This window comes from Candidatus Moranella endobia PCIT, assembly GCF_000219175.1.
Classification (GTDB): domain Bacteria; phylum Pseudomonadota; class Gammaproteobacteria; order Enterobacterales; family Enterobacteriaceae; genus Moranella; species Moranella endobia.
In genome coordinates this window covers 457,809-483,507 of sequence record NC_015735.1, presented here as the reverse complement: position 1 = coordinate 483,507, position 25,699 = coordinate 457,809, and the positions used below count along the sequence as shown (strand labels likewise).

The following is a 25,699-nucleotide window of genomic DNA, read 5'->3' as shown; positions in this document are numbered from 1 at the left end:
ATCGTAAAAATTATGCAACATTAAGCTTATTTGACGAGCTGCATTATTTGACGTTATACCTTGAATCATCACTATTTATCCCCATAATGGTCGAGCTAGCGAACATAAAGCTGAACCGCGGAGACCACTAATGATAAGTAGTAAAGAAAAAAACAATCCTGAAGATCAAGAATCACAAGAGGTAGAGCAAGGACGGCAGGCGGAAACTACGGCAAAGGAAAAGATGCCTGAGCCTGAGAATGTTGAAGCAGATCATCGAGATGAGCGTATTGCCGAACTAGAGGCAGCGTTGGTTCAGGCGCAACAGCAAGAACGCGATAACGTGCTGCGCGCCAAGGCGGAAATGGAAAACGTACGCCGGCGTAGCGAACAAGATGTTGAAAAAGCGCATAAATTTGCGCTAGAACGTTTTGCTGGTGAACTGTTGCCGGTAATTGATAACTTGGAGCGCGCGCTGGACATGTCGGATAAAACTAATAGCGAGCTAGCTTCAACTATAGAAGGAATCGAGCTTACTCTGAAATCCTTGCTGGACGCTGTGCGTAAGTTTGGTCTTGATGTCGTTGGTGACACACTCGTACCGTTTAATCCCGAAGTACATCAGGCGATGACTATGCTGGAGTCAGAAGAATACGAGCCTAATCAAGTGATTATGGTAATGCAAAAAGGCTATACTCTTAATGGGCGGCTTATCCGCCCCGCCATGGTGGCAGTATCGAAAAAAACTAGCTGAGACCTAACCGACGTAGAGGTGCTGCCAACCATGTTGCGTGTCGTGTTATCAGTTTATCAGTAACGTTTTTTTGCTCGCTAGTATTGCAATATCTGCAGCGTAGCTGAGAAAGCTTTGTGGAGCAGACTGAAGAATTTTTGTTTATTTACGTTACTTACTGGCGTAGTATTGAACGCGACTAGGTCGAGTAGCGTCATCATAATCTGCACGTGAAGTGAACTTACCGGCACAAAACATTATGTTAAAGATTAAAATTTAATCTTTTTAGCATTTTTTAAAAAAAAACCTTGAAGCTTAACGGAACGCCCCAATATTAATCGGCATGATGCCGAGCATGACATCTATGCCTGGTGTTCATCCAACAAAAACTGACACTGACTTTCTCTAGGGGAGCTTTCAATGAAAATTCGTCCATTACATGATCGCGTTATTGTCAAGCGTAAAGAAGTTGAAGCAAAGTCTGCTGGCGGCATCATGCTGACTGGTGCCGCGGCTGGCAAGTCAACGCGCGGTGAAGTACTGGCTGTAGGTAACGGCCGTATTCTTGACACCGGCGACGTGAAAGCGCTAGACGTAAAAGTTGGCGATCTCGTTGTTTTCAATGACGGATATGGCGTAAAGGTTGAGAAAATCGACAACGAAGAAGTGCTTATTATGTCCGAAAGCGACATTTTAGCTGTCGTTGAGAAGTAGTGCGCATATAATCATCTGAACTGAACGAATTTAAGAGGAATTCAAAATGACAGCTAAAGACGTAATGTTCGGTAGTGACGCTCGCGTAAAAATGCTTCGCGGAGTTAATGTGCTGGCCGACGCGGTAAAAGTGACCTTGGGTCCTAAAGGCCGAAATGTAGTACTGGACAAATCATTTGGCGCGCCAGTTATCACGAAAGATGGCGTTTCAGTCGCACGTGAAATAGAACTCGAAGATAAATTCGAGAACATGGGCGCCCAGATGGTGAAGGAAGTTGCCTCAAAAGCAAATGACGCTGCAGGTGATGGCACTACTACTGCTACCTTGCTAGCACAGTCTATCGTTAACGAAGGACTGAAGGCTGTTGCTGCTGGCATGAACCCTATGGACCTGAAGCGTGGGATCGATAAAGCAGTTATTTCAGCTGTAGAAGAACTGAAAAAACTATCTGTGCCTTGTTCCGATTCTAAAGCAATTGCTCAGGTTGGTACTATTTCAGCTAATGCCGATGAGACCGTTGGTACTCTGATCGCGGAAGCTATGGCTAAAGTTGGTAAGGAAGGCGTTATAACCGTAGAAGAGGGTTCCGGTCTGCAAGATGAGCTTGACGTGGTTGAAGGAATGCAGTTTGACCGTGGTTACCTATCCCCGTATTTTGTCAACAAACCAGAGACAGGTACCGTTGAACTAGAAAGCCCATTTATTCTACTTGCCGACAAGAAAATATCTAATATCAGAGGAATGTTGCCTGTACTCGAAGCAGTTGCCAAAGCAGGTAAACCGCTACTAATTATTGCTGAAGACGTTGAAGGCGAAGCGCTAGCTACACTAGTGGTAAACACTATGCGCGGTATAGTTAAAGTAGCTGCTGTAAAAGCACCTGGCTTTGGCGATCGCCGTAAGGCTATGCTGCAAGATATCGCTATCCTTACTGCAGGTACCGTTATTTCTGAGGAGATTGGTCTGGAGCTGGAAAAAGCAACTCTTGATGATATGGGTCAGGCCAAACGTGTCGTTATTACCAAAGACACTACAACCATCATTGATGGCGTTGGTGACAAAAAACTGATTGCTAGCCGTGTTGCTCAGATCAACCAGCAGCGCGACGAAGCTACCTCTGATTACGATCGTGAAAAACTGCAGGAACGAGTTGCTAAACTCGCAGGTGGAGTTGCTGTTATCAAAGTCGGTGCCGCGACCGAAGTGGAAATGAAAGAGAAAAAAGCGCGCGTTGAAGATGCCCTACATGCTACCCGCGCAGCAGTAGAGGAAGGCGTGGTCGCTGGTGGTGGAGTAGCACTGATTCGTGTAGCAAACTGTATTGCTGAACTACGCGGTGATAACGAAGATCAGAATGTCGGTATTAAGGTCGCACGCCGTGCTATGGAAGCACCGCTGCGTCAAATTGTTGCTAATGCTGGTGAAGAGCCGTCAGTTATTGCTAATAAAGTAAAAGCTGGTGAAGGTAACACTGGTTACAATGCATCGACAGAAGAGTATGGTAACATGATTGACATGGGTATTCTGGATCCAACTAAGGTAACCCGTTCTGCGCTACAGTATGCAGCTTCAGTCGCAGGTCTGATGATTACTACCGAATGCATGGTTACTGACCTACCGAAGGAAAATAAACCTGACGTAGGTAATGCAGGAGGAGGTATGGGCGGTATGAATAACATGATGTAACACCACGTATTCACGTGTTATTGAAATTGAAGCTGATGTTATAAAATAAAACCCCCGGATTGCCGGGGGTTTTATTTTTATCCAATTACTTGAGTAGTTGTTTTAGCGCGATCAACTAGTTCAATATATGCCATCGGGGCATTATCACCTCCGCGGAAGCCATACTTTAGAATACGAGTATAACCGCCGGCACGGCTAATAAAACGCGGTCCCAGCTCATTAAATAGTTTAGCCACAATTTCATTATCACGAGTACGAGCGAATGCTAGACGACGATTTGCCACACAATCGGTTTTTGCAAGTGTAATCAGTGGTTCAACCACGCGTCGTAACTCTTTAGCTTTTGGTAAGGTTGTCTTAATAAGTTCATGATGCACCAAAGATTTTGCCATGTTACGGAACATAGCCTTACGATGACTATTATTGCGGTTCAGTTGACGACCACTCTTACGATGGCGCATGACTTTATCCTTTTCTTTTTATGAGAATTAATATTCATCTATTCATCATTAATACTTGCCGGCGGCCAGTTTTCGAGGCGTACGCCCAGAGATAACCCACGCGCAGCCAAAACATCTTTGATCTCAGTCAGCGATTTTTTACCCAGGTTGGGAGTTTTAAGTAGCTCAACTTCAGTGCGCTGTACCAGATCACCGATGTAATGGATAGCTTCTGCCTTTAGACAGTTAGCAGAGCGTACTGTTAATTCCAGATCATCAACTGGGCGCAACAAGAGCGGATCGAATTTGGGTTTCGATGCTCTCAACTCTGGCTGACATACATCACGTAAGTCAACAAAAGCTTCTAGTTGTTCAGCCAGAATAGTGGCTGCACGGCGTATTGCTTCTTCTGGATCGATTGTGCCGTTGGTTTCTATTTCGATCACTAGCCGGTCGAGGTCAGTGCGCTGCTCAACGCGCGCTGCTTCCACATTGTAGGCTATGCGCTCTATAGGGCTATAGCATGCATCTAATAGCAAACGACCAATTTGGTGCTCATCCGAAGCAGCCATTCGTGCCGAAACCGGAACATAGCCACGTCCACGCTGAACCTTGATACGCATATTGATAGATGCATGATTATCGGTCAGGTGGCACAGTACCTGTTTCGGCTTGACGATTTCAACATCAACATCATGGATGATGTCGGCGGCGGTAACAGGTCCAATGCCGGCTTTATTCAGAGTTAAGATAACTTCATCTTTTTTCCCTTGAACTCTCACTGCTAGCCCTTTTAGGTTAAGTAAAATTTCTAAGATATCTTCTTGTACACCTTCTTTGGTACTGTATTCGTGCAGTACACCATCAATCTCAGCCTCAGTCACCGCGCAACCTGGCATTGATGAAAGCATAATACGGCGTAGTGCGTTACCCAGAGTATGACCAAAGCCACGCTCTAATGGTTCAAGGGTCACCTTTGCTTGCGTCGAATTGATTTGCTCGATCTCTACCAAACGCGGTTTTAGAAACTCTGTCACAGAACCATGCATGTTGTCCTCTCTTTGGTACTGGTACTAAGCATTACTTCGAGTAAAGCTCTACGATTAGGTGTTCATTAATATCCGGGGAAAGATCGGTACGTTCTGGAATGCGTTTGAACACTCCTTCCATTTTAGTAGCGTCTACTTCAAGCCAGGTTGGCTTTTCTTGCTGTTCTGCCAGTTCTAATGAGGCACGAACACGGTATTGTGTCTGAGCTTTCTTTCGGATACTGACAATGTCATTCGGAGTCACCTGGTAGGAAGCGACGTTGATAACTCGGTTGTTGACCATGATCGACTTATGGCTAACCAATTGATGTGATTCAGCGCGGGTAGCACTAAATCCCATACGGTACACAACGTTATCGAGACGACCTTCCAGCAACTGTAAGAGGTTTTCACCAGGATTGCCTTTCAAACGTGCGGCCTTTTTGTAGTAGTTACGAAATTGACGTTCAAGCACGCCGTAAATACGACGCACTTTTTGTTTTTCTCGCAACTGTTTACCGTAATCAGATAAGCGTGTTTTCCGCGAGCTGTGCTGACCAGGGGGTTGCTCAATCTTACATTTTGACTCTATAGCGCGAACGCTAGACTTTAGGAAAAGATCTGTACCCTCACGACGGCTAAGCTTGAGTTTAGGACCTAAATATTTTGCCATATTATGCCTCCCATCATAAATTCATAAAACGTTATACGCGCCGCTTCTTAGGCGGCCGACAACCGTTATGGGGAATCGGAGTTGCATCAGTGATATTTGTAATGCGAAAACCGGCCGCATTTAGCGCGCGGACGGTAGACTCGCGGCCTGGACCTGGTCCTTTAACCATCACTTCCAGATTCTGGATACCATATTCTTTTACTGCTTCCGCGCAATGTTCTACCGCAACCTGTGCGGCGAAAGGAGTGGACTTACGAGAACCGCGAAAACCAGAACCACCGGCAGTAGCCCACCCTAATGTATTACCCTGAAGATCTGTAATAGTTACAATAGTATTATTAAAAGATACATGAATATGAGCTATACCATCGGAAATGTGTTTCTTAACACGCTTACGTGCATGAATATGTGCCTTAGTCATTAATGTGCTCACTACACGATGATTTTTTTGATCGGTTTGCGCGGCCCTTTACAGGTACGAGCATTGGTCTTAGTGCGTTGACCACGCACTGGAAGACCACGACGATGACGCAAACCACGATAGGTACCAAGTTCAATCAGCCGCTTGATACTTATGGTTACTACACGGCGCAGATCGCCTTCAACAACAAACTTTGTAACTGCGTCACGCAGTTTGTCGAGCTGCTCTTCCGACAGCTCACTGATATGAACATGCTCAGTAATACCCGTAGCAGCGCATATTTGCTGCGAGCGGGTTTTGCCTATGCCGTAAATTGAAGTTAGCGCAATAACGGTATGTTTATTATCAGGAATGTTAATGCCAGCTATACGGGCCACTATGTACTCCTAGAAAGTTTAATGGCAACACCATCATAAAAATAGCTCCTTAGCCTTGTCGTTGTTTATGCTTCGGTTCCGCTCTACAAATAACACGAACGACACTTTTACGTTTAACGATTTTGCAGTTACGACATAATATCTTGATGGAAGTACAAACTTTCATTGTTTAAGCTCCCCCCCCCGTAACTTATCACTAATTATTGGTTGACGAATTAACGGTGTTAGTTTTTCATGTTTGCTTTCTTAAGTGTCGATTCGTATCGACTAGACATCATCATAGTCTGTACTTGAGCCAAAAACTCCATGATAACCACAACAACTATCAATAAAGACGTCCCGCCCAAATAGAAGGGAACTTTCATTGCTTCACGCATGAACTCCGGAATTAGACATATCAATGTCATATACAATGAACCTACCAGCGTTAGTCGGTTCATGATCTTTTCGATATACCTTGCCGTTTGCTCTCCTGGCCGCATACCTGATACAAAAGCACCGGACTTCTTCAAGTTATCTGCTATCTCGCGCGGGTTAAACACCAATGCAGTGTAAAAAAAACAGAAAAATATGATTGCGGACGCATATGATACCACATATAGTGGTTTATTTGGCTGTAAATAGAGCGCAATCGCAGACAACCAGCCCCAACCTGTGCCGCCTCCAAAACATGATGCAATCGTGGCAGGAAACAAAATTATGCTTGAAGCGAAAATTGTCGGGGTAACTCCGGCCATATTTAATTTCAGCGGCAAATGCGTTCCATGAGCTGCATAAACGCGCCGACCTTGATGACGCTTGGCGTAGTTAACACTTATACGACGCTGACCACGTTCAACTAACACCACAAAAAAAGTCATCACCAACCCTAGAACAGTAACCAATAGCAACATAAGTAAGGATGGTATCTCGCTCTGTCGAGATTGTTCTATAGTGTGGCCTATTGCCGGCGGCAAGCCGGAAACTATCCCAGCGAAAATAATGATGGAAATACCGTTACTAATACTTCTTTCAGTAATCTGTTCACCAAGCCACATCAGAAAAATGGTCCCACAAACTAGGCTTGCTACCGCGGTCAAGTAAAACGCAAATCCTGGATTTATTATCAGTTCTTGCATTCCAGGCATACGCGGTAAACCGTTAGCAATACCTATTGCCTGACATATCGCTAATACCAACGCGCCATAACGCGTGTACTGGCTAATTTTCCTTCTACCAAACTCGCCATCTTTTTTAATTTCTGACAGTGTCGGATGAATAACAGTAAGTAGCTGAACGATGATTGATGCCGAAATATACGGCATGATTCCTAAAGTGAAGAGAGAAGCACGGCTAAGTGCACCACCAGAGAACATATTAAACATTTCAATGATGGTACCTCTCTGTTGTTCGAGTAATTTTATAAGTACGGTACCATCAATACCAGGGATCGGAATAAACGAACCGATACGAAAAACAATAAGCGCGCCCATAACAAACAACAATCTTCGTTTCAGATCATCTATTCCACCATCTTTGGTGCTTTGAAAGCCTAACCTTAATTTTTTAGCCATCTGCTACCTATTCTTCAATTGTACCACCGGCAGCTTTAATTGCGACACACGCGCCCTTACTTACACGCAGGCTACGCACGGTAAACGCACGTTTCACTTCACCAGAAAGCATGATCTTGGCAAATTCAGTTTGGATACCAACGATGTTAGCGGCTTTCAAAGCATTTAAATCCACTACCTCTCCTTCTATGTGTGTCAAATCTGACAGGCGTACTTCCGCAGTGACCATAGATTTACGCGACTTAAAGCCAAATTTCGGTAGTCGACGGTATAGAGGCATCTGGCCACCTTCAAAACCGCGATGTACGCCGCCGCCGGAACGAGAGTGCTGACCTTTATGGCCGCGACCGCTAGTTTTGCCTAAGCCAGAACCAATACCACGACCTAGGCGCTTCGGTGCACGTCGTCTCGAACGAGACGGTAAAGATAGAGTATTTAAATGCATCTCTTATTACTCCTCTACTTTTACCATGTAGGCTACCAAATTAACCATCATCCTTATAGCATGAGTATTTTCACGCTCTACGGTATGGCCAATGCGGCGCAGGCCCAAACCAACCAAAGTTGCCTTATGTTTCGGCAGCCGACCAATGGAACTACGAGTCTGAATTATTTTAATAGTTTGTAACATGGTCAATTAATCCAAAATGTCAGCAACTGATTTACCGCGCTTGGCAGCGATCATGTCAGGAGACTTCATATTACCAAGAGCATTGATAGTTGCACGAACCACGTTAATAGGGTTAGTGGAACCATAAGCTTTGGCTAGCACGTTGTGAACACCTGCGACTTCTAATACCGCGCGCATTGCACCACCGGCAATAATACCGGTACCTGCGGAAGCTGGCTGCATGAATACGATTGAACCTGTATGTTCACCTTTAATTTGGTGCTGCAGGGTGCTACTGTTAAGCATGATATGCATCATGTTACGACGAGCTTTCTCAATTGCTTTCTGGATAGCTGCTGGTACTTCACGTGCTTTACCGTAGCCAAAGCCAACTTTGCCGTTACCGTCACCCACAACAGTCAGTGCGGCAAAGCTGAAAATACGGCCACCTTTTACGGTTTTAGATACGCGGTTAACAGAGATCAGCTTTTCCTGCAATTCGCTAGCTTGTTTTTCGATGTGTGCCATCTTAATTCAATCTCTTTAAATCTCTATCTTAAAACTGAAGGCCAGCAGCACGGGCAGCATCTGCCAGTGCCTGGACTCTTCCATGATATTGGAACCCAGAACGATCAAAGGAAACATACTTAATTCCTTTTTCTAGGGCGCGTTCCGCGAGCATTTTACCTACTGCGGCCGCGGCATATTTGTTACCGGTACCTGTTTTTGCCCCGAGATTTTTTTCTACAGTCGACGCTACAACCAGGACTTTAGAACTGTTTGGCGTAATAACCTGTGCGTAAATATGACGCGGGGTACGATGTACCACTAAGCGGGTGGCACCCAGTTCCTTTAACTTGCGTCGTGCTCTGGTTGCACGACGGATACGAGCTGCTTTATTATCCATAGCGTTATTTTACTTCTTCTTAGTATCTTTGGTACGCACCACTTCGTCGGCATAACGAACACCTTTACCTTTATAAGGCTCCGGACGACGATAGGCACGCAAATCTGCGGCAACTTGGCCAATAGCCTGCCTATCAGCGCCTGTCAGCAAGATTTCAGTTTGGCTTGGGCATTCTGCGGTAATGCCTACGGGCAGGGTATGGTCAATAGGGTGAGAAAAGCCCAACGACAAATTCACCACATTACCTATCACTGCAGCACGGTAACCTACTCCCACTAATTGTAGCTTTTTCGTAAAACCTTCGGTAACACCCATTACCATACCGTTTAACAGCGAACGTGTAGTTCCTGCCAGTGCCCAACCGTTAGCATGGTTTTTGCGCGGAGCAAATGTCAGCTGGTTATTAGCATGCTGCACTTCAACAGCTTCGTGGATAGTACGAGCTAGTTCACCATTTTTACCTTTAATCACAATCTCCTGACCGTTGATTGTGACCTCTACACCAGCAGGAATAATAACTGGTGCTTTAGCAATACGAGACATGCTGTTCTCCAAATTAAGCTACGTAGCAAAGAATCTCACCACCAATACCAGTCTTACGCGCTGCCCGATCAGTCATTACGCCTTTAGAAGTAGCAATAATCGCTATACCCATGCCTGCCATAACTTTTGGTAGCGCATGTTTTTTCTTGTAGATGCGTAGGCCAGGGCGGCTAATACGCTGAATTTTTTCTATTACCGGCTTACCATGGAAGTACTTAAGTACTAGTTTCAACGTCGGCTTGGTTTCTTCTTCAACTTGGTAAGTTTCAATGAAGCCTTCTTCTTTTAGTAAAGAAGCAATTGCTAATTTAAGCTTAGAGGAAGGCATAGAGGTTGTAGTTTTTTGTGCTTTTTGACAATTACGAATACGGGTTAGCATATCCGCAATCGGATCTTGCATGCTCATATTTCGTTACTCCTATGATTCGATTCAATGGTGAACAGTTACCAACTAGCCTTTCTTAGGCCAGGAATCTCCCCACGCATAGCTGCTTCACGGACCTTAATGCGGCTCAATCCAAATTTACGCAGAAAAGCGTGTGGCCTACCAGTTTGGCGGCAGCGGTTACGCTGCCGAGACAGGCTGGAATCACGAGGCAGCGTCTGCAGCTTGAGCACTGCATCCCAGCGCTCTGCATCGGAAACAGATACGTTTGAAATAGTTGCTTTGATTGCCGCGCGTTTTGCAAAGAATTTAGCAGCTAATTTTACCCGTTTTAATTCGCGTGCTTTCATGGATTGTTTAGCCATCATTAACCCTAATTTACTGGCGGAATGGGAAGTGAAAAGCTGTTAACAGCGCACGGCCTTCGTTATCTGATGTCGCCGTGGTTGTGATGGTAATATCCAAGCCACGAACCAGATCTACTTTATCATAGTCAATTTCCGGGAAGATGCTTTGTTCACGTACGCCCATGCTATAGTTGCCATGACGATCGAATGACTGGGCGGATAGACCACGGAAGTCACGGATACGAGGTATAACAATGGTAATAAGTCGCTCTAAGAACCCCCACATGCGCTCGCCACGCAGGGTGACTTTACAACCGATCGGATCGCCTTGACGGATTTTAAAACCAGCAACAGATTTACGTGCTTTGGTGATAATAGGCTTTTGGCCTGAAATAGCGCTCAAATCTGCTACAGCGTTATCTAGCAGCTTTTTATCGGCCATGGCTTTACCAATACCCATATTCAGAGTTATTTTTGCAACCCGAGGTACTTGCATAACAGAATGGTAGCTGAATTTTTTCATTAATTGATAAACTATTTCGTTTTTGTAGTAAGCATGCAGTTTCACCATCTACCTCATATTACTAAATCTTTATCATTCCACCGTTAGATTTGAATATCCGCACTTTCTTGCCGTCCTCAAGCTTAAAGCTAACACGATCAGCCTTTCTGGTAGCGGCATTAAAAATAGCAATATTGGAAAGATGGATTGCTGCTTCTTTCTCAACGATGCCACCCAGTTTGTTAACAGCTAAGATTGCTTTTTGATGTTTCTTAACTAGATTGATACCTTCCACAATAACCTTACCGGTAGAAAGAACTGTTTTAACTTTACCGCGCTTACCTTTATCTCTGCCAGTTAGCACGATAACATCGTCACCACGATGGATTTTTGCTGCCATAATGCGCTCCTTAAAGTACTTCTGGTGCTAGGGAAACAATCTTCATGAATCGTTCGGTACGTAGTTCACGAGTCACTGGACCAAAAATACGCGTTCCTATAGGTTGATCATTGTTATTTTGCAACAAAACACAAGCATTACCATCGAAGCGAACGACAGAACCATCAGAGCGACGAATACCTTTCCTGGTACGCACCACTACCGCCTTCAAAACATCACCTTTCTTTACTTTGCCATGAGGAACAGCTTCTTTGATGGTAATTTTAATAATATCGCCTACGCCTGCATAGTGACGTTGCGAACCACCTAGAACCTTGATACACATTACGCGCCGCGCCCCGGAGTTGTCAGCCACGTTCAGCATAGTCTGTTCTTGGATCATGTTAGTACTCCGCTAATGTCAACTATTTATTCATTATACCTAATGAACGAGATAGGTCATTAGAAATGCCTACCATTCATGATTATATTTTATTATAACACTGTTTTTGGCGGATGGATAGAAAAAAAATCCACGGCTCATCAGCCGTGTCTCAGTTTAGAACAAACTGACTGAATAGAAAGTTTTACATAACTAATTTCCCTACAACGCGAACCAGATTCCAGGACTTAGTTTTGGAAATAGGACGACATTCTCTTATTTCAACGATATCGTCGATCTTGCTTTCATTGTGCTCATCATGTACGTGCAGCTTGGTTGTACGTTTTATGAATTTACCGTACAGTGGGTGTTTCACCAAACGCTCAATGGCCACAACAATGGATTTTTCCATTTTGTTACTGACGACATGACCTTGCAGAGTACGTGTTTTGTCAATAATCATTACACACCAGCCTTCGAAGTCAATAACTGCTTTACACGCGCAACATTACGGCGTACCTGCTTTAACAGGTGAGTCCGTTGCAGCTGGCCGCTTACAGCCTGCATGCGCAGGCTAAATTGCTCACGAAGTAGGGATAGCAGTTCTTTGTTAAGCTCGTCAACACTTTTTTCACGCAAATCATTTGCTTTCATTACATCACCGTTTTATTTATAAAAGTTGTTTTAATCGGCAGTTTTGTTGCTGCCAGCTTAAAGGCTACACGGGCAATATATTCTGAAACGCCATCAATTTCGTACAGGACTTTACCTGGCTGAATCAAGGCAACCCAGTATTCTACGTTACCCTTACCTTTTCCCATGCGTACTTCAAGCGGTTTTTCAGTTATTGGTTTATCCGGAAAAATTCGGATCCATATTTTACCTTGACGATTCACTGCACGTGTTATGGCACGACGTGCTGCTTCGATTTGACGAGCAGTCAACCGACCACGATCAACAGCCTTCAGGCCAAAAGTACCGAAGTTTACATTCGTACTAGCTGCCAGTCCACGGTTGTGGCCTTTGTGCATCTTACTGAATTTTGTACGCTTTGGTTGTAACATCAGCCAATCTCCTTACTGTCGGCCTTTACGCTGCTGCTTGTTAAGTTGACTAGCCTGGTCTGGTTGTGCAATGGAAACCATACTACCAAAAATTTCACCTTTGAAGATCCACACTTTTACGCCAATGACACCGTAAGTAGTTTGCGCTTCGGAGGTATTGTAGTCGATATCAGCACGCAGGGTGTGTAACGGCACACGACCTTCACGGTACCATTCAGTACGCGCGATTTCAGCACCACCCAGCCGACCACTAACTTCCACTTTAATTCCCTTAGCTCCGAGACGCATGGAGTTTTGAACAGCACGTTTCATCGCCCGACGGAACATAACACGACGTTCCAATTGCGAAGAAATGCCTTCGGCAACCAGTTTGGCGTCCAGTTCCGGCTTACGTACTTCACCAATATTAATCTGCGCCGGTACGCCAGCTATATCTGCGACAATTTTGCGCAGTTTTTCGACATCTTCGCCTTTTTTACCGATCACGATACCTGGACGAGCGGTGTGAATAGTTACACGAATACTCTTTGCCGGCCGCTCGATAACCAAACGGGAAACTGAAGCTTGTGACAATTCCTTGGTCAGAAATTGACGAACTTTAAAGTCACTGTCCAAGTTGTTAGCGAATTCTTTCGTATTTGCATACCAGGTAGAGTTCCAGTTTTTAATAATACCAAGTCGAATACCATTCGGATGTATTTTCTGTCCCATTGCTAATCTCCAGATTATCAGCTATCAGAAACAACCACAGTAATATGGCTGGTACGCTTCAGGATACGGTCGGCACGACCCTTAGCACGTGGCATAATGCGCTTCATGTTCGTGCCTGCATCGATGAAAATCTTAGCTATTTTCAAATCATCTATATCTGCGCCATCGTTGTGTTCAGCATTAGCAGTAGCAGACTCAACTACTTTCCTCACTAAACCTGCCGCTTTCTTGTTGGTATAGGTGAGAATTTCTAAAGCTTGCGACACTTTTTTACCACGAATAAGGTCAGCAACCAGGCGAACTTTTTGAGCAGAAGAACAAGCGTGGCGCTGTTGAGCAATAGTTTCCATCTCTTCCTCCTACCTACTATTAACGTTTTTAGACCTTTTGTCGGCCGCATGGCCGCGATAATTACGAGTCGGTGCAAATTCACCTAGTTTATGGCCGACCATTTCATCGGCGACAAAAATTGGCACGTGTTGACGACCATTATGTACAGCAATAGTAAAACCGATCATTTTTGGAAAGATCGTTGAACGACGGGACCAAGTACGAATCGGTTTCTTGTCACCGCTTTCTGCTGCTTGCTCTACCTTCTTCAGTAAGTGCCGGTCAATAAATGGACCTTTTTTGAGGGAACGTGGCATGGGTTATCCTATGTAATATTATTTGCTACGTTGACGTACAATGAAATGATCAGTACGCTTATTACTGCGGGTCTTTTTACCTTTGGTCTGCAGACCCCACAGCGATACTGGATGCTTACCAAAGTTACGACCTTCACCACCACCGTGCGGGTGATCTACCGGGTTCATCGCAGTACCTCTAACGGTCATACGTATACCAAGATAACGGCTGGCACCAGCCTTACCAAGTACACGTAGCATGTGTTCTGCATTACCTACTTCGCCTATGGTTGCACGGCATTCAGACTGAATTTTACGTATTTCACCGGAATGCAGACGTAGCGTGACATAGCTACAGTCACGAGCCAAGATCTGAACATAAGAACCGGCAGACCGTGCAAGCTGACCGCCTTTCCCAGGTTTCATTTCAACGTTATGCACAATGGAACCGACAGGAATATTTATCATTGGTAGAGCGTTACCTGTTTTGATTGCAGCATCGACACCAGATTGAATCTGATCACCGACCTTAAGGTCTTTCGGTGCCAAAATATAACGACGTTCACCATCGGTATATAATACAAGTGCTATGTTGGCAGAACGGTTTGGATCATACTCCAGACGTTCTACTAATGCTGGTATACCATCTTTATTCCGTTTGAAATCCAGTATTCGATAATGTTGCTTGTGACCACCGCCAATATGGCGCGTAGTAATGCGGCCATGGTTGTTACGTCCACCGGATTTGCTGAGTTTTTCCAGCAATGGAGTATATGGTTTACCTTTATGTAGCTCAGGGTTGACCACTTTAACAACGTGGCGCCTCCCAGGCGATGTCGGTTTACATTTAACCATTGCCATGGTTCTTACTCCTACGACTTATCTCTGCGCTGCCGCCAATAAAATCCAATTTCTCTCCTGCTTTGAGGGTGATGTAGGCTTTTTTCCAATCGCTACGACAACCGATAAGCTTTCCTTGACGTTTGGTTTTCCCTTTGACCACTAGGGTACGTACGTTATTAACTTCGATTCCAAATAATTTATTTACAGCGGTTTTGATGGTTTTTTTAGTCGCATCTTTTAATACTTTTATGACTATGGTGTTGTGTTTGCCCATCGCTGGAGATGATTTTTCAGAAACATGCGGCGCGCACAATACTTTAAGTAGACGTTCTTCACTAATCATGCCAGCATCTCCTCAACTTGCTTAACAGCATCAACTGTTATAACTACTTTATCGAAGGTGATCAAACTAACCGGGTCGATACCTTGGGCGTAGCATAACTCTACTTTGTATATATTACGTGCAGCTAGGAACAAATTTTTGTCCTGTTTGCGAGTAATAATCAGTACATCTTCTAACGCCATCTCTTGCAGTTTCTGTACTAGCAGTTTTGTTTTCGGCGCTTCGATCGAGAATTGTTCAACAACGATTAAACGATCCTGACGTACCAGTTCAGATAGAATGCTTTTCAGCGCTCCACGGTACATCTTCTTATTTACTTTCTGGCTATGATCTTGCGTTTTTGCGGCAAAAGTGACGCTACCAGAACGCCAAATAGGGCTCTGAACGCTACCGGAACGTGCACGACCGGTACCTTTCTGACGCCATGGTTTTTTACCTGAACCAGTAACCTCGGCACGATTTTTCTGACCACGGGTCCCCTGACGAGCACCAGCTGTGTAAGCCACCACCACTTGGTTAACCAGTGCTTCATTGAAGTCACGCCCGAAGGTAGTGTCGGAAACAGTCAGCGCGTTTTGCGCGTCTTTCAATACCAATTCCATTATACTATCTCCTCGACGTTACGCCTTAACAGCCGGTTTAACTATCAGGTCACCACCAGTGGCTCCCGGTACGGCGCCTTTAACCAACAGTAGGTTGCGTTCTACGTCAATACGAACTACGTCCAGACCCTGAACAGTTATGCGTTCGTTGCCTAGCTGGCCTGCTATTTTTTTACCCTTGAATACCTTACCTGGAGTCTGGTTCTGACCGATAGAACCGGGAACGCGGTGGGACAAAGAGTTACCGTGGGTAGCATCCTGTGTACGGAAGTTCCAGCGCTTTACAGTGCCGGTAAAGCCTTTACCCTTAGATGTACCAGTAACATCTACTTTTTTTACATTAGCAAAAATGGCCACAGTGATAAGTTGGCCAACTTTCACTTGATCATCGTCTTGGACGCGAAATTCCCACAGGCCTCGGCCAGCTTCAACGCCAGCCTTAGCAAAATGACCTGCTTCCGCTTTGGTTAAGCGATTGCTTTTTTTGGTTCCAACCGTAACCTGGATTGCACGGTATCCGTCGTGTTCCAGTTCTTTAATTTGAGTCACACGATTGACTTGTATTTCAATAACGGTGACGGGGATAGAAACGCCATCTTTGTTGAAGATGCGAGTCATACTCATTTTACGTCCTATTAAACCCTTCATTGTTTCAACCTCTCCATCTTTTCTTTCAACGACCTGATTAACCTAGGCTGATCTGCACGTCTACACCGGCCGCCAGGTCTAGACGCATCAGAGCATCAACAGTTTTTTCAGTTGGCTCAACTATGTCAACAAGACGCTTATGAGTACGAATTTCATACTGATCGCGCGCATCTTTGTTGACGTGCGGAGAAATAAGAATGGTAAAGCGCTCTTTTCGTATCGGAAGAGGTATCGGACCACGCACCTGAGCACCAGTACGTTTGGCCGTTTCGACAATTTCAGCGGTTGATTGATCTATCAGACGATGATCAAAAGCTTTCAAACGAATACGGATTCTTTGGTTCTGCATGAGACCAGAGCTCCAATTGAGTTATAAATAATAAAAAACTACCTCTCACCCCGTTTGTTTCGATTAACCGGGGGGGGAGTGTAATCGGTATAGATACCCCTGTGGGGGATGTTGTTAGCTGGCTTACCATCACATAGTCAGCGTGAAACCAACGAGTTAGTATGCCTATGAGTCATAATCTACAGAAAAACCGGCGCATTATACGTAAATCTGTATAGGAAGCAAGCTTGGGCTGTGAAAAGGAATAGACGCTGCTGCGGAACAACCTGCGCCAATCAAACAGATATAGCGACCATCATTCTGCTCTGAGCAGCTGCTCTGCTAGGTGTATGGATGTGGGCAGGTTAAGTTCCATTAGCTATGTGACTGAATCATGACCGGATTTGCTAGCGCTGTATTAGTCATAGTCGATAGTGCGTAATAATTCATTGATACCAACTGTACTACAAGTATTATGCATCTCCTTTTACAATCAACGTGCGGCTATAAACCAGGCGCCGTAATGCACTACTTGACCGTTTTAACGATCGAAGATAACGATGTCGTAACTTGCGCCGCTAAAACAGTTGTCCTCGATGATGGTCTGGTGAGTGAGTCTACAGTCCAGTACGCCACCGATACCGACACTGCCAGAATGGCCCAGGCATCAATCATAGTGCCTTATAGGCCGCCCCAATATTGACTGATGATGGCATCAAAAGTATTGCTGGCGATCATCGATGATTTGCTGAATGGTCATAAAACTAGCTGAGAGTATCGATTATTTGCGCGAGTTGAAGGATGCGCCGGCAGAAGAGCAAGTGCTAGCTGCACAAGAAAGCACCAATATTTATTCCCCGCTCGCTAACCGCCTCGGCATAGGCCATATTAAGTGGGAGCTGGAGGAGTTCTTTTTCCGCTACCTGCCTCCTGATGAAGACATTATTACATAATAGGCGTATGGATCGTCGCTTCATTACTTGATGCTGTGCAGGAAGAAGGGCTGAAGGCCGATATCTACGGTCGGCCGAAACACATATATAGTATAAATAAGTATATGGCGCAAAATGCAGAACAAGGCGCTGCTAACATTCAACTAGCTATTCGACGTACCCGCGGTGCGGGTAATAGTGCAGCGTCTGCAGGACTGCTATGCTATACTCAACATTGTGCATAAGAATTTTTACTATTTGCCGTAAAAGTTCGACGACTACGTCGCCAAACCAAAACCAAACGGCTATCAGTTAATTCATACCGTGGTATTGGGCCCACGCAGTAAAACCCTGGAAATACAGATACGTACACGTCAAATGCATGAATACGCCGACCAGCCTACACCAAGCGGTGGTCTATCTAAGTTTAGGTCGCAGCTGGTAGTGCGGTTGTATCAATAATCTGGCAATTAGCAATAAGTTGTGCATTATGTTAACCGTTTATCATTCTAATCAGTTAGATATGCTTAAGACCATTACCGCGGCGCTTATCACTGGCCGGCCGCTGCGCGATCCTTTCCAACCAGAAGTAATTATTGTGCAAAGCAACGGTATTGCACAGTGGATACAGTTGGAATTGGCGGCAAATTTCGGTATTGCTGCTAACCTGGAATTTCCACGGCCGGCGAGCTTCATTTGGCAGATGTTTACTCGCATCCTACCAAATATTCCTGAAGAAAGCGCATTGGCCAAATCTAACATTACCTGGAGACTTATGGCGCTGCTGCCACGTCTGTGCCAGCAGCCAGATTGTGAGGTAATAAGCGAATATTTGCGTGATGACCATGATCATCGTAAATGTTTTCAGTTCGCCACCAGGTTGGCTGAGTTGTTCGAACAGTATATGGTATACCGCCCTGACTGGCTGGAAAATTGGCAACGTGGCAAATTAATTGCTAACGTGCATGAAAAGACACAACGCTGGCAAGCATCTGTGTGGCGGGTATTGATAGATGATACAGCACAAGCCGGTAAACCTCTTTGGCATTACGCCAATCTTTATAAGCGTTTTATCCATACTTTGGTGCACAGTACGATGCGGCCGCCAGGATTGCCAGATAGAGTATTTATCTGCGGCATTTCTTCGCTGCCACCTACCTACCTAAAAGTTTTTCAAGCATTAGGAAAGCATATCGACATTCATCTGTTGTTCACCAATCCCTGCCGCTATTATTGGGGGGATATTCTTGATCACGCTGTTCTCAGGCGTCTGTTACACCGCCACCGCTGGCAATATCCACAACCGAAGAAAGAGCAAGCACTATTTAGGCGCCCAGCACAAGCAGAATCACTATTTAACACTATTGGAGAACAGCAGCACATAGGTAATCCGCTGCTGGCAGCCTGGGGCAAGCAGGGACGCGATCATATTTATCTGTTAGCGCAGATGGAAGGTATTGCAGAGGTGGATGCGTTTGTTGAGCCAGCGGGCAATACTTTATTGAGTCTGCTGCAGAGAGATATTCTAGAGCTTGAAAATCACACGGTTATTAGTAGTAGTCTTGTCGGTCAGCCGCTTACTCAGGGCAACGACCAGCGGCCACTACGGTTAGATGATCGCTCACTGAGCTTGCATGTCTGCCATAGCACGCAGAGGGAGGTGGAAGTTCTGCACGACAGCCTATTGGCGATGATGGTGGAAGACCAGACACTGCGCCCCCGCGAAATAATTGTAATGGTTGCCGATATTGAACGTTATACACCAGCGATCCAGGCTGTGTTCGGCAATGACGGCAACAAGCAGCGCTATCTGCCGTTCGCTATTTCTGACAGGAGGGTGCGGCATATTCATCCTGTGCTGTCAGCTTTTTTCAGTATACTAGAATTACCATGTAAACACGTTGACGCCAACCAGGTACTAGCGTTGCTGGAAGTCCCAGCGCTAGCAGCACGCTTTGCGATTAACGAGCCGGGACTTCGGCTATTGCGCCAGTATATGGAGGAATCAGGTATTTGTTGGGGACTGGATGAAACTTTACTCAGCGAGCTGATGTACGCTACTGGCCAGCATATTCGCCAACTGGCTGAGCTGTTGATGCAGCTACGCAAGTGGCGCGACCTGCTGGCCCAGCCCAGATCCATTGCCGCCTGGATCAATTACATATGCGAAATAATCAATGATTTCTTCATGCCAGACGCTGATGCAGAAGCGGCGCTAGCGCTGCTGGCAAATCAATGCCAGCAGGTACTGAAATGCTGCTTGCAGGTTGGATATAACCAACCGGTGCCGGTGACAATACTGCAGTATGAGCTTGCCGCACGGTTGGATCAGGAACAGTTAAGCCAACAATTTCTGACGGGAACTATTAACTTCTGTACTATGATGCCGATGCGTTCTCTTGCTTTCCGGGTAATATGCATACTAGGCATGAACGACAGCGTCTACCCGCGCTCAATTCAGCCGGCTTGGTTCAATCTGATGGCGCAGCAGCCACGAAGCGGCGATCGCTGCCAACGAGATGATGACCGTTATATGTTTCTAGAGGCGCTATTTTCTGCACAGCAGCGGCTGTATATTAGTTTTATCGGCCGTGATATTCAGGACAATACCCCGCGCTATCCTTCAGTACTGGTTAGTGAGCTGATTGATTATATCGCCCACAGTTTTTATCTACTTGGTGATGAGTACGTAGATGCTGAAAATAGAGCTAAACGTGTACGCTCGCATCTGTTGCAGTGGCATAGTCGCATGCCTTTCGCGCCGGAAAATTTTCTGCCAGGCAGCGAACACCAAAGTTTTGCAAAAGAGTGGCTGCCGGCTGCTAGTGCTAAGGGCAAGCCTATTCCAGATTTTATTGCGCCATTGAAAGCGCAGCCATACTACACGCTGGCCCTAGATGAACTGCTACGCTTTTATCACCACCCGGTTCGCGCCTGGTTTGTGCAGCGCTTGGCACTCTCTGTTGTTCACTATAAGTCGCTTGAACAGAAGACTAATGAACCGTTTAATCTCAACGGTTTTACCCGTTATCAACTCAATGATCAGCTGGTAAATGCTCTTATTAACGGTGAAAATATCGCCCAGTTATTCCACCAGTGGCGCGCCGCAGGTCTATTGCCAGATGGCGCGTTCGGCGAGCTGTATTTGGCAAAGCAGTACCAGGAGATGATGGTACTATCTGAAAAGGTGCGGCCATGGCGATTGCCAGAAACGCCAAGATTCCAAGTTTCTCTGACCGTGAACGATATAAAGCTATCCGGCTGGTTACAGCGGGTACAAGTTAATGGCTTGCTTCGCTGGCGTCCAGGCACGTTGTCTACCAGGGATGGTCTGCTGCTATGGTTAGAACACTTAGCTTACTGCGCCATGGGCGGCGAAGGTGAAAGCCGGATGTTTGGTGTGCACGGCGAGTGGCGGTTCGCACCTATGAACATCTGTCAAGCGAAAACATTTTTGCTGGTGATGGTTACTGGTTACTGTCAGGGGATGTCGTCTCCGCTGCTGCTTTTACCCCGCTCAGGAGGAGCATGGCTAAGTAACAGTTACGATGCAATGACCAAAAGCATCGACCGCAACGAGCGCAGGCAGTTTCAAGCCCGGAATAAACTAATCCAGGCTTGGCAGGGAAATTACCATGTTCCCGGAGAAGGCACTGATCCTTACCTCCAGCTGTTGATTCGTCAGCTGGAGGCAAAACATATTGAAGCGATGATATTGGCAGCTGAACGATATTTGCTACCACCTGTTATGTTTAATATAGCGCACTGTGAGCCAACAAAACGCAAAAAAAAATAAAGCATCAATTATAATATGTATAATGATAGCAGCGACATAGTGTAGTACATCGTGTTCAACATAGTGGACATAGTGTTCAGCTTCGCTGGTTTACGGTTTGTCCGATGATTTTTGTAGATCGTGAGATGGAAAAATGTTGCTTAGTTGCTGAAACCTTCCTAGTTTGCTGTTGTAGGTACAAGCAGCTTACGCCACCAGGCTAGGCGCTGCTCATAGTTACCATTAATTTTCTCCTGTGTGACGTAAATGAATATAATGAATATGTGTAGCGTTCCTGATTAAACTTCAACTTGACCATGCTTGTCGCGATATAAGATATGTTATCAACGCCATCGATAGCCAGATGAAGCGAATTGTTGCGCTAGCTTACTGGTACGATCTTCAACCCATTTTGCGGCATCAATCACCATCAAACAGCAGTCTGCGAGAAGTATCTTCGGAGAAATCTTCATGTCTCGGCGTATCTAACAGATAAATCAGCGTCTGGTGGTAAGTAAATTGCATCACAGAGGTGGTAATATAAATACACATAGAAATACAACGTTGTTGTTCCATGGCCATCCAGTCGGATGGATTATGTTGGCGATAGAAGCGGCTGCTATTAACGGCACCGGATGGTTGAATCTCCTGGCCTAATAACAGCATTGATTGTCGTTTTACCGGCGTCAGGGTGCGAAATTATCGCTAAGGTGCGACTTCTTTGATGTATATGTTGTCTTTCATGGTCACTTGATATTGATTGGTGCGCATTACACAAATTTTCTGTGGTTGCTACTATGGTAGTGAACAAGACAGCATATAACAGTGCTACTGACCACCTATGTATGGTATGATATTATACCAAGTAGCGCGACTGAGCTATGAGGCCGTATGTCGGTCAAGCGTTAACTAAGATTCATTTCTACACGAACTTGGTTGATCCAGTTATCTACGCGCTCGCTAGTTAGCTCTGGCTGCCGGTCCTCATCAATGGCCAAACCGATAAAGTGAGCGTCGTCGACCATACCTTTTGAAGCATGAAAATGATAACCAGAAGTTGGCCAATGGCCGACCATGGTAGCGCCTTTTGGTTCAATTATATCCCGTAATGTACCCATAGCATCGCAGAAATACTCAGCATAATCTTCCTGATCTCCGCAACCGAAAATAGCAACCATCTTACTGCTGAAATCAATGTTTTCTAACCGGGGAAAAAAATCATCCCAGTCGCACTGGGCTTCGCCGTAATACCAAGTAGGAATACCTAGTAACAACCTATCGTACTGTTCTAAATCTTTTTCGCTACTGTTAGCAATGTCAAATAAATCAGCGACCTCGGTACCGAGTTTTTGTTGGAGCATCTTGGCAATATTCTCGGTATTACCAGTGTCACTACCAAAAACAATGCTTATATAAGCCATAAATATCAAAACCTCTTAAAGAGAAATCATACTTATTAACCGGAAGCTGACCAAAGTTTAGATGCTAACTTAATAAGGTTAGGTGATATCTCCAATTATATCAATTATAATCACTATGTGCATGAATAAATAGCTTATAAAGCACTTGATATCGACACTGTACTAATATATTGAGCTATAAATTAAGCCTGACTCAAATGAGTTTTAATAAAAAACTTCATTGCAGCTTACTAGACTAATGACGTTCACGTAGAAAAGTGGCTACAACGATGCCGCAGGTATGTAACACCAGCAAAGAAGAATACGCTTTTCTTGTATAATCAGCAGTTAACCAAACAGCGACGTATAATGTTGACCAATAAAAACAAGTTAAAAGGGACAGATTTGCTGCCCGATCTTGCCTGTTTCGCAGCAATATTTAACCAACCCTATCCGCCTCTATCAGCCCCTTTGGCCATGCTGCAGGCCCGTCTTATGGACGGATTGATGCAATTTTGTAATTCATCACGCTCGCCTAGTCGATTTATGCTTCTGACGGCACAAGAGAATAATGATTATTTTCAGCTAATTGCTGAGACGGTTAAACAGATTCTTGATGCTTCGAGTCAAAATGTTAGTAGCCGCCATCTCGTTGCCGATATAGGCGTTAGCACACAGCCGGCGACCAATATGGATCGTGCTTCCTGCGTATGGCAGTCTTTGGTTGAATATGAGCAGCTATTTGGCGCGCTGCGCTTCTATCGCGATGTGTTATATTTGCAACCAGGCCTGGTGCACCGCGCTAACGGTGGCATCCTCATCGTTGGCGTACGCGCGTTGGTACGCCAGCCTGTGCTATGGCTACGACTAAAGCATATGATCTTGCAGCAGCGCTTCGATTGGTTGCCGGAAAACACCAGCCGTCCATTACCGGTAGCCGTACCGTCGATACCGCTGAACTTACGGCTGATTGTAGTCGGCAATCGTGCAGGTTTAGCTGATCTTAATGCTATAGAACCAGAACTTACCAGTTTCGCAATGTATGGCGAATTTGAGTCAGAATTATGCATAATTGGCCCAGATAAGATGGCAAAATGGTGCTCATGGGTTAACACCTTAGCACAGCAACATGGATTACCGCTATTGAGTGCAGATGCGTGGCCGGTGCTTGTACGACAAGCAATCCGCTATAGCGGCGATCATTATCAGCTGCCTTTGTGTCCACATTGGCTCAGCCGACGCCTGAAAGAGGCGGCGATGTATTATGGCTCAAAACATGAGCAGCTTACCGCCACTGCGTTTACCGATAGTGAGCAAAAACGTAGCTGGCGAGAGAGTTATCTCAGCGAGCGCATGCAATATGAGATCGTCGCCAGCCAAATTATGTTGGAAAATGAAGGACATGTAGTCGGCCAAGTCAATGCCCTGTCGTTGTTGGATTTCCCTGGCCACCCGCTACCGTTCTGCGAACCATCTCGCATTAGCTGCGTAGTACATGTTGGCGATGGCGAAATCAACGACGTCGAACACAAAGCTGAACTTGGCGGCAATCTTCACACTAAGGGCATGCTAATCATTCAAGCATTTTTAATGTCAGCACTTAAGCTTGACCAACAGCTGCCTTTCTCCGCCTCACTGGTATTCGAGCAGTCTTATGGCGAAGTTGACGGAGACAGCGCTTCTTTGGCGGAAGGGGTAGCGCTTATTAGTGCGCTGGCGGATAAACCTATCAATCAACAAATAGCTGTCACCGGCTCGGTTGATCAATTTGGCCACGTACAGCCAATCGGTGGGGTCAATGAAAAAATAGAAGGCTTTTTTGCCTTTTGCCAGGCGCGCGCGTTGACCGGTGCTCAAGGAGTTATACTGCCAACAGCAAATGTACGCCACCTATGCTTGCATGACGATGTTATCGAGGCGGTTAGTGAGGGACAATTTTCCCTATGGGCGGTTGATACTATTGATGACACGTTGGAAATTCTGACCGCAATGTCTTTTGATAATGACCATCTGCCAAATCTGCTAGCTGCTATCCGTGCACGTATCTCTAATTTTTATCTGCGCGAACAAAAACTTTTGCCCTGGTGCTTCCGCTGGTTAAACTGGTTTAACCAGCGAGCAAGGAATGACTAGCTGCCTGTATGTCGGTACATTTGATTGCTGTACTCAATAATAAGGTTTAGAGAAATATGGTAGATAAATGCGAAGTGTATACTAAAGAAGATCTGCTGGCTTCCAGCCGTGGTGAACTTTTTGGAGAAAAGGGCCCTCAATTGCCTGCACCTAATATGCTGATGATAGACAGGGTGGTCAAAATGAACGAAGATGGCGGCTATTACAATAAAGGCTTTGTAGAAGCGGAACAAGATATTCAACCTAATATGTGGTTCTTCGGCTGTCATTTTATTCGTGACCCTGTGATGCCTGGTTGTTTGGGGCTGGAAGCTATGTGGCAGTTAATTGGTTTCTATTTAGGCTGGCTTGGCGGCGAAGGCAAAGGACGCGCGCTTGGCGTAGGTAAAGTTAACTTCGCCGGGCAGATTTTGCCAAGCGCAAAAAAAGTTACTTACCGTATTAATTTTCGCCGCGTGCTTAACCGAAAACTTGTGATGGGTATAGCTGACGGTGAATTAATATGTGACGGTACCGTAATTTATACGGCGCGCAATCTTACAGTAGGTCTATTAAAAGAGACCACCAGATGATGATGCTCTTTGTAGGCATCACAATTTGTTATTGTTTCTTGAGTATTTTTGCATCGTTAATT

At 45.3% G+C, this 25,699-nt stretch carries 35 protein-coding genes and 2 pseudogenes; 7 read left to right on the top strand and 30 right to left on the bottom strand.

The genetic code is table 11. The features are described 5' to 3' along the window. Window positions 1–133: 133 nt before the first annotated feature. From grpE to groL, 3 genes are all read left to right on the top strand, one after another. A complete protein-coding gene (gene grpE / locus MEPCIT_RS02130) occupies window positions 134–733 on the top strand; it encodes a nucleotide exchange factor GrpE (RefSeq protein WP_041186175.1) in 600 nt (199 codons plus the stop codon). Between the two features lie 399 nt (window positions 734–1,132). After that, window positions 1,133–1,426, top strand: coding sequence for a co-chaperone GroES (locus MEPCIT_RS02125; RefSeq protein ID WP_013975793.1), 294 nt, complete (start codon window positions 1,133–1,135; stop codon window positions 1,424–1,426). A gap of 46 nt (window positions 1,427–1,472) precedes the next feature. Beyond that, a complete protein-coding gene (gene groL / locus MEPCIT_RS02120; RefSeq protein WP_013975792.1) occupies window positions 1,473–3,113 on the top strand; it encodes a chaperonin GroEL in 1,641 nt (546 codons plus the stop codon). 77 nt (window positions 3,114–3,190) lie between these two features. Here groL and rplQ read toward each other — a convergent pair whose 3' ends face one another. From rplQ to rpsJ, 28 genes are all read right to left on the bottom strand, one after another. Beyond that, a complete protein-coding gene (gene rplQ, locus MEPCIT_RS02115) occupies window positions 3,191–3,574 on the bottom strand; it encodes a 50S ribosomal protein L17 (protein ID WP_013975791.1) in 384 nt (127 codons plus the stop codon). A 38-nt stretch (window positions 3,575–3,612) separates the two neighbouring features. Beyond that, on the bottom strand, window positions 3,613–4,602 hold the full coding sequence (locus MEPCIT_RS02110) for a DNA-directed RNA polymerase subunit alpha (protein WP_013975790.1): 990 nt from the start codon (window positions 4,600–4,602) through the stop codon (window positions 3,613–3,615). Between the two features lie 31 nt (window positions 4,603–4,633). Continuing rightward, window positions 4,634–5,254 carry a 30S ribosomal protein S4 gene (rpsD, locus tag MEPCIT_RS02105; protein WP_013975789.1) on the bottom strand — a complete coding sequence of 207 codons (621 nt, stop codon included), beginning with the start codon at window positions 5,252–5,254 and terminating at the stop codon, window positions 4,634–4,636. Window positions 5,255–5,285: 31 nt separating this feature from the next. Next, window positions 5,286–5,675 (bottom strand): 30S ribosomal protein S11, encoded by a 390-nt coding sequence (rpsK, locus tag MEPCIT_RS02100; protein ID WP_013975788.1) that lies wholly within the window; start codon window positions 5,673–5,675, stop codon window positions 5,286–5,288. An 11-nt stretch (window positions 5,676–5,686) separates the two neighbouring features. After that, window positions 5,687–6,052 (bottom strand): 30S ribosomal protein S13, encoded by a 366-nt coding sequence (gene rpsM / locus MEPCIT_RS02095; protein WP_013975787.1) that lies wholly within the window; start codon window positions 6,050–6,052, stop codon window positions 5,687–5,689. Window positions 6,053–6,101: 49 nt separating this feature from the next. Then, entirely contained in the window at window positions 6,102–6,218 is a 117-nt protein-coding gene (rpmJ, locus tag MEPCIT_RS02420; RefSeq protein ID WP_013975786.1) for a 50S ribosomal protein L36, read from the bottom strand. A gap of 58 nt (window positions 6,219–6,276) precedes the next feature. After that, on the bottom strand, window positions 6,277–7,605 hold the full coding sequence (secY, locus tag MEPCIT_RS02090) for a preprotein translocase subunit SecY (RefSeq protein WP_013975785.1): 1,329 nt from the start codon (window positions 7,603–7,605) through the stop codon (window positions 6,277–6,279). Between the two features lie 7 nt (window positions 7,606–7,612). After that, a complete protein-coding gene (gene rplO / locus MEPCIT_RS02085; RefSeq protein WP_013975784.1) occupies window positions 7,613–8,050 on the bottom strand; it encodes a 50S ribosomal protein L15 in 438 nt (145 codons plus the stop codon). Window positions 8,051–8,056: 6 nt separating this feature from the next. After that, the gene (gene rpmD, locus MEPCIT_RS02080; RefSeq protein ID WP_013975783.1) at window positions 8,057–8,236 is read right to left on the bottom strand and encodes a 50S ribosomal protein L30; all 180 of its coding nucleotides are present in this window, start codon (window positions 8,234–8,236) and stop codon (window positions 8,057–8,059) included. Window positions 8,237–8,242: 6 nt separating this feature from the next. Beyond that, window positions 8,243–8,743, bottom strand: a complete 501-nt coding sequence (rpsE, locus tag MEPCIT_RS02075; RefSeq protein ID WP_013975782.1) for a 30S ribosomal protein S5 — start codon at window positions 8,741–8,743, stop codon at window positions 8,243–8,245. Between the two features lie 28 nt (window positions 8,744–8,771). Further along, window positions 8,772–9,122, bottom strand: coding sequence for a 50S ribosomal protein L18 (rplR, locus tag MEPCIT_RS02070; RefSeq protein WP_013975781.1), 351 nt, complete (start codon window positions 9,120–9,122; stop codon window positions 8,772–8,774). A gap of 9 nt (window positions 9,123–9,131) precedes the next feature. Further along, the gene (gene rplF / locus MEPCIT_RS02065; protein ID WP_013975780.1) at window positions 9,132–9,665 is read right to left on the bottom strand and encodes a 50S ribosomal protein L6; all 534 of its coding nucleotides are present in this window, start codon (window positions 9,663–9,665) and stop codon (window positions 9,132–9,134) included. Window positions 9,666–9,678: 13 nt separating this feature from the next. Then, on the bottom strand, window positions 9,679–10,071 hold the full coding sequence (rpsH, locus tag MEPCIT_RS02060; RefSeq protein WP_013975779.1) for a 30S ribosomal protein S8: 393 nt from the start codon (window positions 10,069–10,071) through the stop codon (window positions 9,679–9,681). Window positions 10,072–10,109: 38 nt separating this feature from the next. Then, window positions 10,110–10,415 carry a 30S ribosomal protein S14 gene (gene rpsN, locus MEPCIT_RS02055; RefSeq protein WP_013975778.1) on the bottom strand — a complete coding sequence of 102 codons (306 nt, stop codon included), beginning with the start codon at window positions 10,413–10,415 and terminating at the stop codon, window positions 10,110–10,112. Window positions 10,416–10,428: 13 nt separating this feature from the next. After that, window positions 10,429–10,968, bottom strand: coding sequence for a 50S ribosomal protein L5 (gene rplE, locus MEPCIT_RS02050; protein WP_015580513.1), 540 nt, complete (start codon window positions 10,966–10,968; stop codon window positions 10,429–10,431). A 13-nt stretch (window positions 10,969–10,981) separates the two neighbouring features. Continuing rightward, window positions 10,982–11,299 (bottom strand): 50S ribosomal protein L24, encoded by a 318-nt coding sequence (gene rplX, locus MEPCIT_RS02045; RefSeq protein ID WP_013975776.1) that lies wholly within the window; start codon window positions 11,297–11,299, stop codon window positions 10,982–10,984. A gap of 10 nt (window positions 11,300–11,309) precedes the next feature. After that, on the bottom strand, window positions 11,310–11,681 hold the full coding sequence (gene rplN / locus MEPCIT_RS02040; protein ID WP_013975775.1) for a 50S ribosomal protein L14: 372 nt from the start codon (window positions 11,679–11,681) through the stop codon (window positions 11,310–11,312). Between the two features lie 184 nt (window positions 11,682–11,865). Continuing rightward, window positions 11,866–12,120 carry a 30S ribosomal protein S17 gene (gene rpsQ / locus MEPCIT_RS02035; protein WP_041186174.1) on the bottom strand — a complete coding sequence of 85 codons (255 nt, stop codon included), beginning with the start codon at window positions 12,118–12,120 and terminating at the stop codon, window positions 11,866–11,868. A gap of 2 nt (window positions 12,121–12,122) precedes the next feature. Continuing rightward, window positions 12,123–12,314 (bottom strand): 50S ribosomal protein L29, encoded by a 192-nt coding sequence (gene rpmC, locus MEPCIT_RS02030; protein ID WP_013975773.1) that lies wholly within the window; start codon window positions 12,312–12,314, stop codon window positions 12,123–12,125. Continuing rightward, a complete protein-coding gene (gene rplP, locus MEPCIT_RS02025; RefSeq protein ID WP_013975772.1) occupies window positions 12,314–12,724 on the bottom strand; it encodes a 50S ribosomal protein L16 in 411 nt (136 codons plus the stop codon). Before rplP ends, rpmC begins: the two co-directional genes overlap by 1 nt. A 12-nt stretch (window positions 12,725–12,736) precedes the next feature. Next, a complete protein-coding gene (gene rpsC, locus MEPCIT_RS02020) occupies window positions 12,737–13,435 on the bottom strand; it encodes a 30S ribosomal protein S3 (RefSeq protein ID WP_013975771.1) in 699 nt (232 codons plus the stop codon). 17 nt (window positions 13,436–13,452) lie between these two features. Then, on the bottom strand, window positions 13,453–13,785 hold the full coding sequence (gene rplV / locus MEPCIT_RS02015) for a 50S ribosomal protein L22 (RefSeq protein WP_013975770.1): 333 nt from the start codon (window positions 13,783–13,785) through the stop codon (window positions 13,453–13,455). 9 nt (window positions 13,786–13,794) lie between these two features. Continuing rightward, a complete protein-coding gene (gene rpsS, locus MEPCIT_RS02010; protein ID WP_013975769.1) occupies window positions 13,795–14,082 on the bottom strand; it encodes a 30S ribosomal protein S19 in 288 nt (95 codons plus the stop codon). A gap of 18 nt (window positions 14,083–14,100) precedes the next feature. Then, window positions 14,101–14,922: a 50S ribosomal protein L2 gene (rplB, locus tag MEPCIT_RS02005; RefSeq protein WP_013975768.1), complete on the bottom strand. Its 822-nt coding sequence runs from the start codon at window positions 14,920–14,922 to the stop codon at window positions 14,101–14,103. Then, window positions 14,909–15,247 (bottom strand): 50S ribosomal protein L23, encoded by a 339-nt coding sequence (rplW, locus tag MEPCIT_RS02000; RefSeq protein ID WP_013975767.1) that lies wholly within the window; start codon window positions 15,245–15,247, stop codon window positions 14,909–14,911. Before rplW ends, rplB begins: the two co-directional genes overlap by 14 nt. Continuing rightward, window positions 15,244–15,849, bottom strand: coding sequence for a 50S ribosomal protein L4 (gene rplD / locus MEPCIT_RS01995; protein ID WP_013975766.1), 606 nt, complete (start codon window positions 15,847–15,849; stop codon window positions 15,244–15,246). The genes rplW and rplD overlap by 4 nt, the downstream gene beginning before the upstream one ends. Window positions 15,850–15,867: 18 nt before the next feature. Beyond that, complete coding sequence (gene rplC / locus MEPCIT_RS01990) at window positions 15,868–16,497, bottom strand: 50S ribosomal protein L3 (RefSeq protein WP_013975765.1); 630 nt, start codon at window positions 16,495–16,497, stop codon at window positions 15,868–15,870. 37 nt (window positions 16,498–16,534) lie between these two features. Beyond that, window positions 16,535–16,846: a 30S ribosomal protein S10 gene (rpsJ, locus tag MEPCIT_RS01985; protein ID WP_013975764.1), complete on the bottom strand. Its 312-nt coding sequence runs from the start codon at window positions 16,844–16,846 to the stop codon at window positions 16,535–16,537. Between the two features lie 697 nt (window positions 16,847–17,543). On the opposite strand from rpsJ, the pseudogene MEPCIT_RS02450 reads away from it, so the two are divergent. Both MEPCIT_RS02450 and recC read left to right on the top strand, forming a co-directional pair. Continuing rightward, a pseudogene (locus tag MEPCIT_RS02450) lies at window positions 17,544–18,153 on the top strand (HD domain-containing protein); the annotation flags it as partial. A 94-nt stretch (window positions 18,154–18,247) separates the two neighbouring features. Then, entirely contained in the window at window positions 18,248–21,553 is a 3,306-nt protein-coding gene (gene recC, locus MEPCIT_RS01965) for an exodeoxyribonuclease V subunit gamma (protein ID WP_013975763.1), read from the top strand. 356 nt (window positions 21,554–21,909) lie between these two features. Here the strand turns inward: recC and MEPCIT_RS01960 are convergent. Together MEPCIT_RS01960 and fldA are read right to left on the bottom strand one after the other, a co-directional pair. After that, window positions 21,910–22,262, bottom strand: a pseudogene (locus MEPCIT_RS01960) (GTP-binding protein); the annotation flags it as partial. A 175-nt stretch (window positions 22,263–22,437) separates the two neighbouring features. Further along, on the bottom strand, window positions 22,438–22,953 hold the full coding sequence (gene fldA / locus MEPCIT_RS01955) for a flavodoxin FldA (RefSeq protein WP_013975762.1): 516 nt from the start codon (window positions 22,951–22,953) through the stop codon (window positions 22,438–22,440). Between the two features lie 351 nt (window positions 22,954–23,304). On the opposite strand from fldA, the gene MEPCIT_RS01950 reads away from it, so the two are divergent. Together MEPCIT_RS01950 and fabA are read left to right on the top strand one after the other, a co-directional pair. Further along, window positions 23,305–25,065 carry an AAA family ATPase gene (locus tag MEPCIT_RS01950; RefSeq protein WP_015580512.1) on the top strand — a complete coding sequence of 587 codons (1,761 nt, stop codon included), beginning with the start codon at window positions 23,305–23,307 and terminating at the stop codon, window positions 25,063–25,065. A gap of 56 nt (window positions 25,066–25,121) precedes the next feature. After that, on the top strand, window positions 25,122–25,637 hold the full coding sequence (gene fabA, locus MEPCIT_RS01945) for a bifunctional 3-hydroxydecanoyl-ACP dehydratase/trans-2-decenoyl-ACP isomerase (protein ID WP_013975760.1): 516 nt from the start codon (window positions 25,122–25,124) through the stop codon (window positions 25,635–25,637). The last annotated feature ends 62 nt before the right edge of the window (window positions 25,638–25,699 follow it).

Coding starts and splice junctions, on each gene's coding strand:
- rplF (WP_013975780.1), bottom strand. CDS start 9,665: ATGTCTCGTATTGCTAAAGCACCAGTTATTATTCCTGCTGGTGTAGAG.
- rplN (WP_013975775.1), bottom strand. CDS start 11,681: ATGATCCAAGAACAGACTATGCTGAACGTGGCTGACAACTCCGGGGCG.
- rplC (WP_013975765.1), bottom strand. CDS start 16,497: ATGAAGGGTTTAATAGGACGTAAAATGAGTATGACTCGCATCTTCAAC.
- rplW (WP_013975767.1), bottom strand. CDS start 15,247: ATGATTAGTGAAGAACGTCTACTTAAAGTATTGTGCGCGCCGCATGTT.
- rplQ (WP_013975791.1), bottom strand. CDS start 3,574: ATGCGCCATCGTAAGAGTGGTCGTCAACTGAACCGCAATAATAGTCAT.
- MEPCIT_RS02110 (WP_013975790.1), bottom strand. CDS start 4,602: ATGCATGGTTCTGTGACAGAGTTTCTAAAACCGCGTTTGGTAGAGATC.
- rpmD (WP_013975783.1), bottom strand. CDS start 8,236: ATGTTACAAACTATTAAAATAATTCAGACTCGTAGTTCCATTGGTCGG.
- rpmJ (WP_013975786.1), bottom strand. CDS start 6,218: ATGAAAGTTTGTACTTCCATCAAGATATTATGTCGTAACTGCAAAATC.
- rpsK (WP_013975788.1), bottom strand. CDS start 5,675: ATGACTAAGGCACATATTCATGCACGTAAGCGTGTTAAGAAACACATT.
- fabA (WP_013975760.1), top strand. CDS start 25,122: ATGGTAGATAAATGCGAAGTGTATACTAAAGAAGATCTGCTGGCTTCC.
- fldA (WP_013975762.1), bottom strand. CDS start 22,953: ATGGCTTATATAAGCATTGTTTTTGGTAGTGACACTGGTAATACCGAG.
- rplR (WP_013975781.1), bottom strand. CDS start 9,122: ATGGATAATAAAGCAGCTCGTATCCGTCGTGCAACCAGAGCACGACGC.
- rpsC (WP_013975771.1), bottom strand. CDS start 13,435: ATGGGACAGAAAATACATCCGAATGGTATTCGACTTGGTATTATTAAA.
- recC (WP_013975763.1), top strand. CDS start 18,248: ATGTTAACCGTTTATCATTCTAATCAGTTAGATATGCTTAAGACCATT.
- rpsJ (WP_013975764.1), bottom strand. CDS start 16,846: ATGCAGAACCAAAGAATCCGTATTCGTTTGAAAGCTTTTGATCATCGT.
- groL (WP_013975792.1), top strand. CDS start 1,473: ATGACAGCTAAAGACGTAATGTTCGGTAGTGACGCTCGCGTAAAAATG.
- rplE (WP_015580513.1), bottom strand. CDS start 10,968: ATGGTGAAACTGCATGCTTACTACAAAAACGAAATAGTTTATCAATTA.
- rpsE (WP_013975782.1), bottom strand. CDS start 8,743: ATGGCACACATCGAAAAACAAGCTAGCGAATTGCAGGAAAAGCTGATC.
- MEPCIT_RS02125 (WP_013975793.1), top strand. CDS start 1,133: ATGAAAATTCGTCCATTACATGATCGCGTTATTGTCAAGCGTAAAGAA.
- rplB (WP_013975768.1), bottom strand. CDS start 14,922: ATGGCAATGGTTAAATGTAAACCGACATCGCCTGGGAGGCGCCACGTT.
- rpsN (WP_013975778.1), bottom strand. CDS start 10,415: ATGGCTAAACAATCCATGAAAGCACGCGAATTAAAACGGGTAAAATTA.
- rplX (WP_013975776.1), bottom strand. CDS start 11,299: ATGGCAGCAAAAATCCATCGTGGTGACGATGTTATCGTGCTAACTGGC.
- secY (WP_013975785.1), bottom strand. CDS start 7,605: ATGGCTAAAAAATTAAGGTTAGGCTTTCAAAGCACCAAAGATGGTGGA.
- rpsD (WP_013975789.1), bottom strand. CDS start 5,254: ATGGCAAAATATTTAGGTCCTAAACTCAAGCTTAGCCGTCGTGAGGGT.
- rplV (WP_013975770.1), bottom strand. CDS start 13,785: ATGGAAACTATTGCTCAACAGCGCCACGCTTGTTCTTCTGCTCAAAAA.
- rpmC (WP_013975773.1), bottom strand. CDS start 12,314: ATGAAAGCAAATGATTTGCGTGAAAAAAGTGTTGACGAGCTTAACAAA.
- rplD (WP_013975766.1), bottom strand. CDS start 15,849: ATGGAATTGGTATTGAAAGACGCGCAAAACGCGCTGACTGTTTCCGAC.
- rpsH (WP_013975779.1), bottom strand. CDS start 10,071: ATGAGCATGCAAGATCCGATTGCGGATATGCTAACCCGTATTCGTAAT.
- rpsS (WP_013975769.1), bottom strand. CDS start 14,082: ATGCCACGTTCCCTCAAAAAAGGTCCATTTATTGACCGGCACTTACTG.
- rplP (WP_013975772.1), bottom strand. CDS start 12,724: ATGTTACAACCAAAGCGTACAAAATTCAGTAAGATGCACAAAGGCCAC.
- rplO (WP_013975784.1), bottom strand. CDS start 8,050: ATGCATTTAAATACTCTATCTTTACCGTCTCGTTCGAGACGACGTGCA.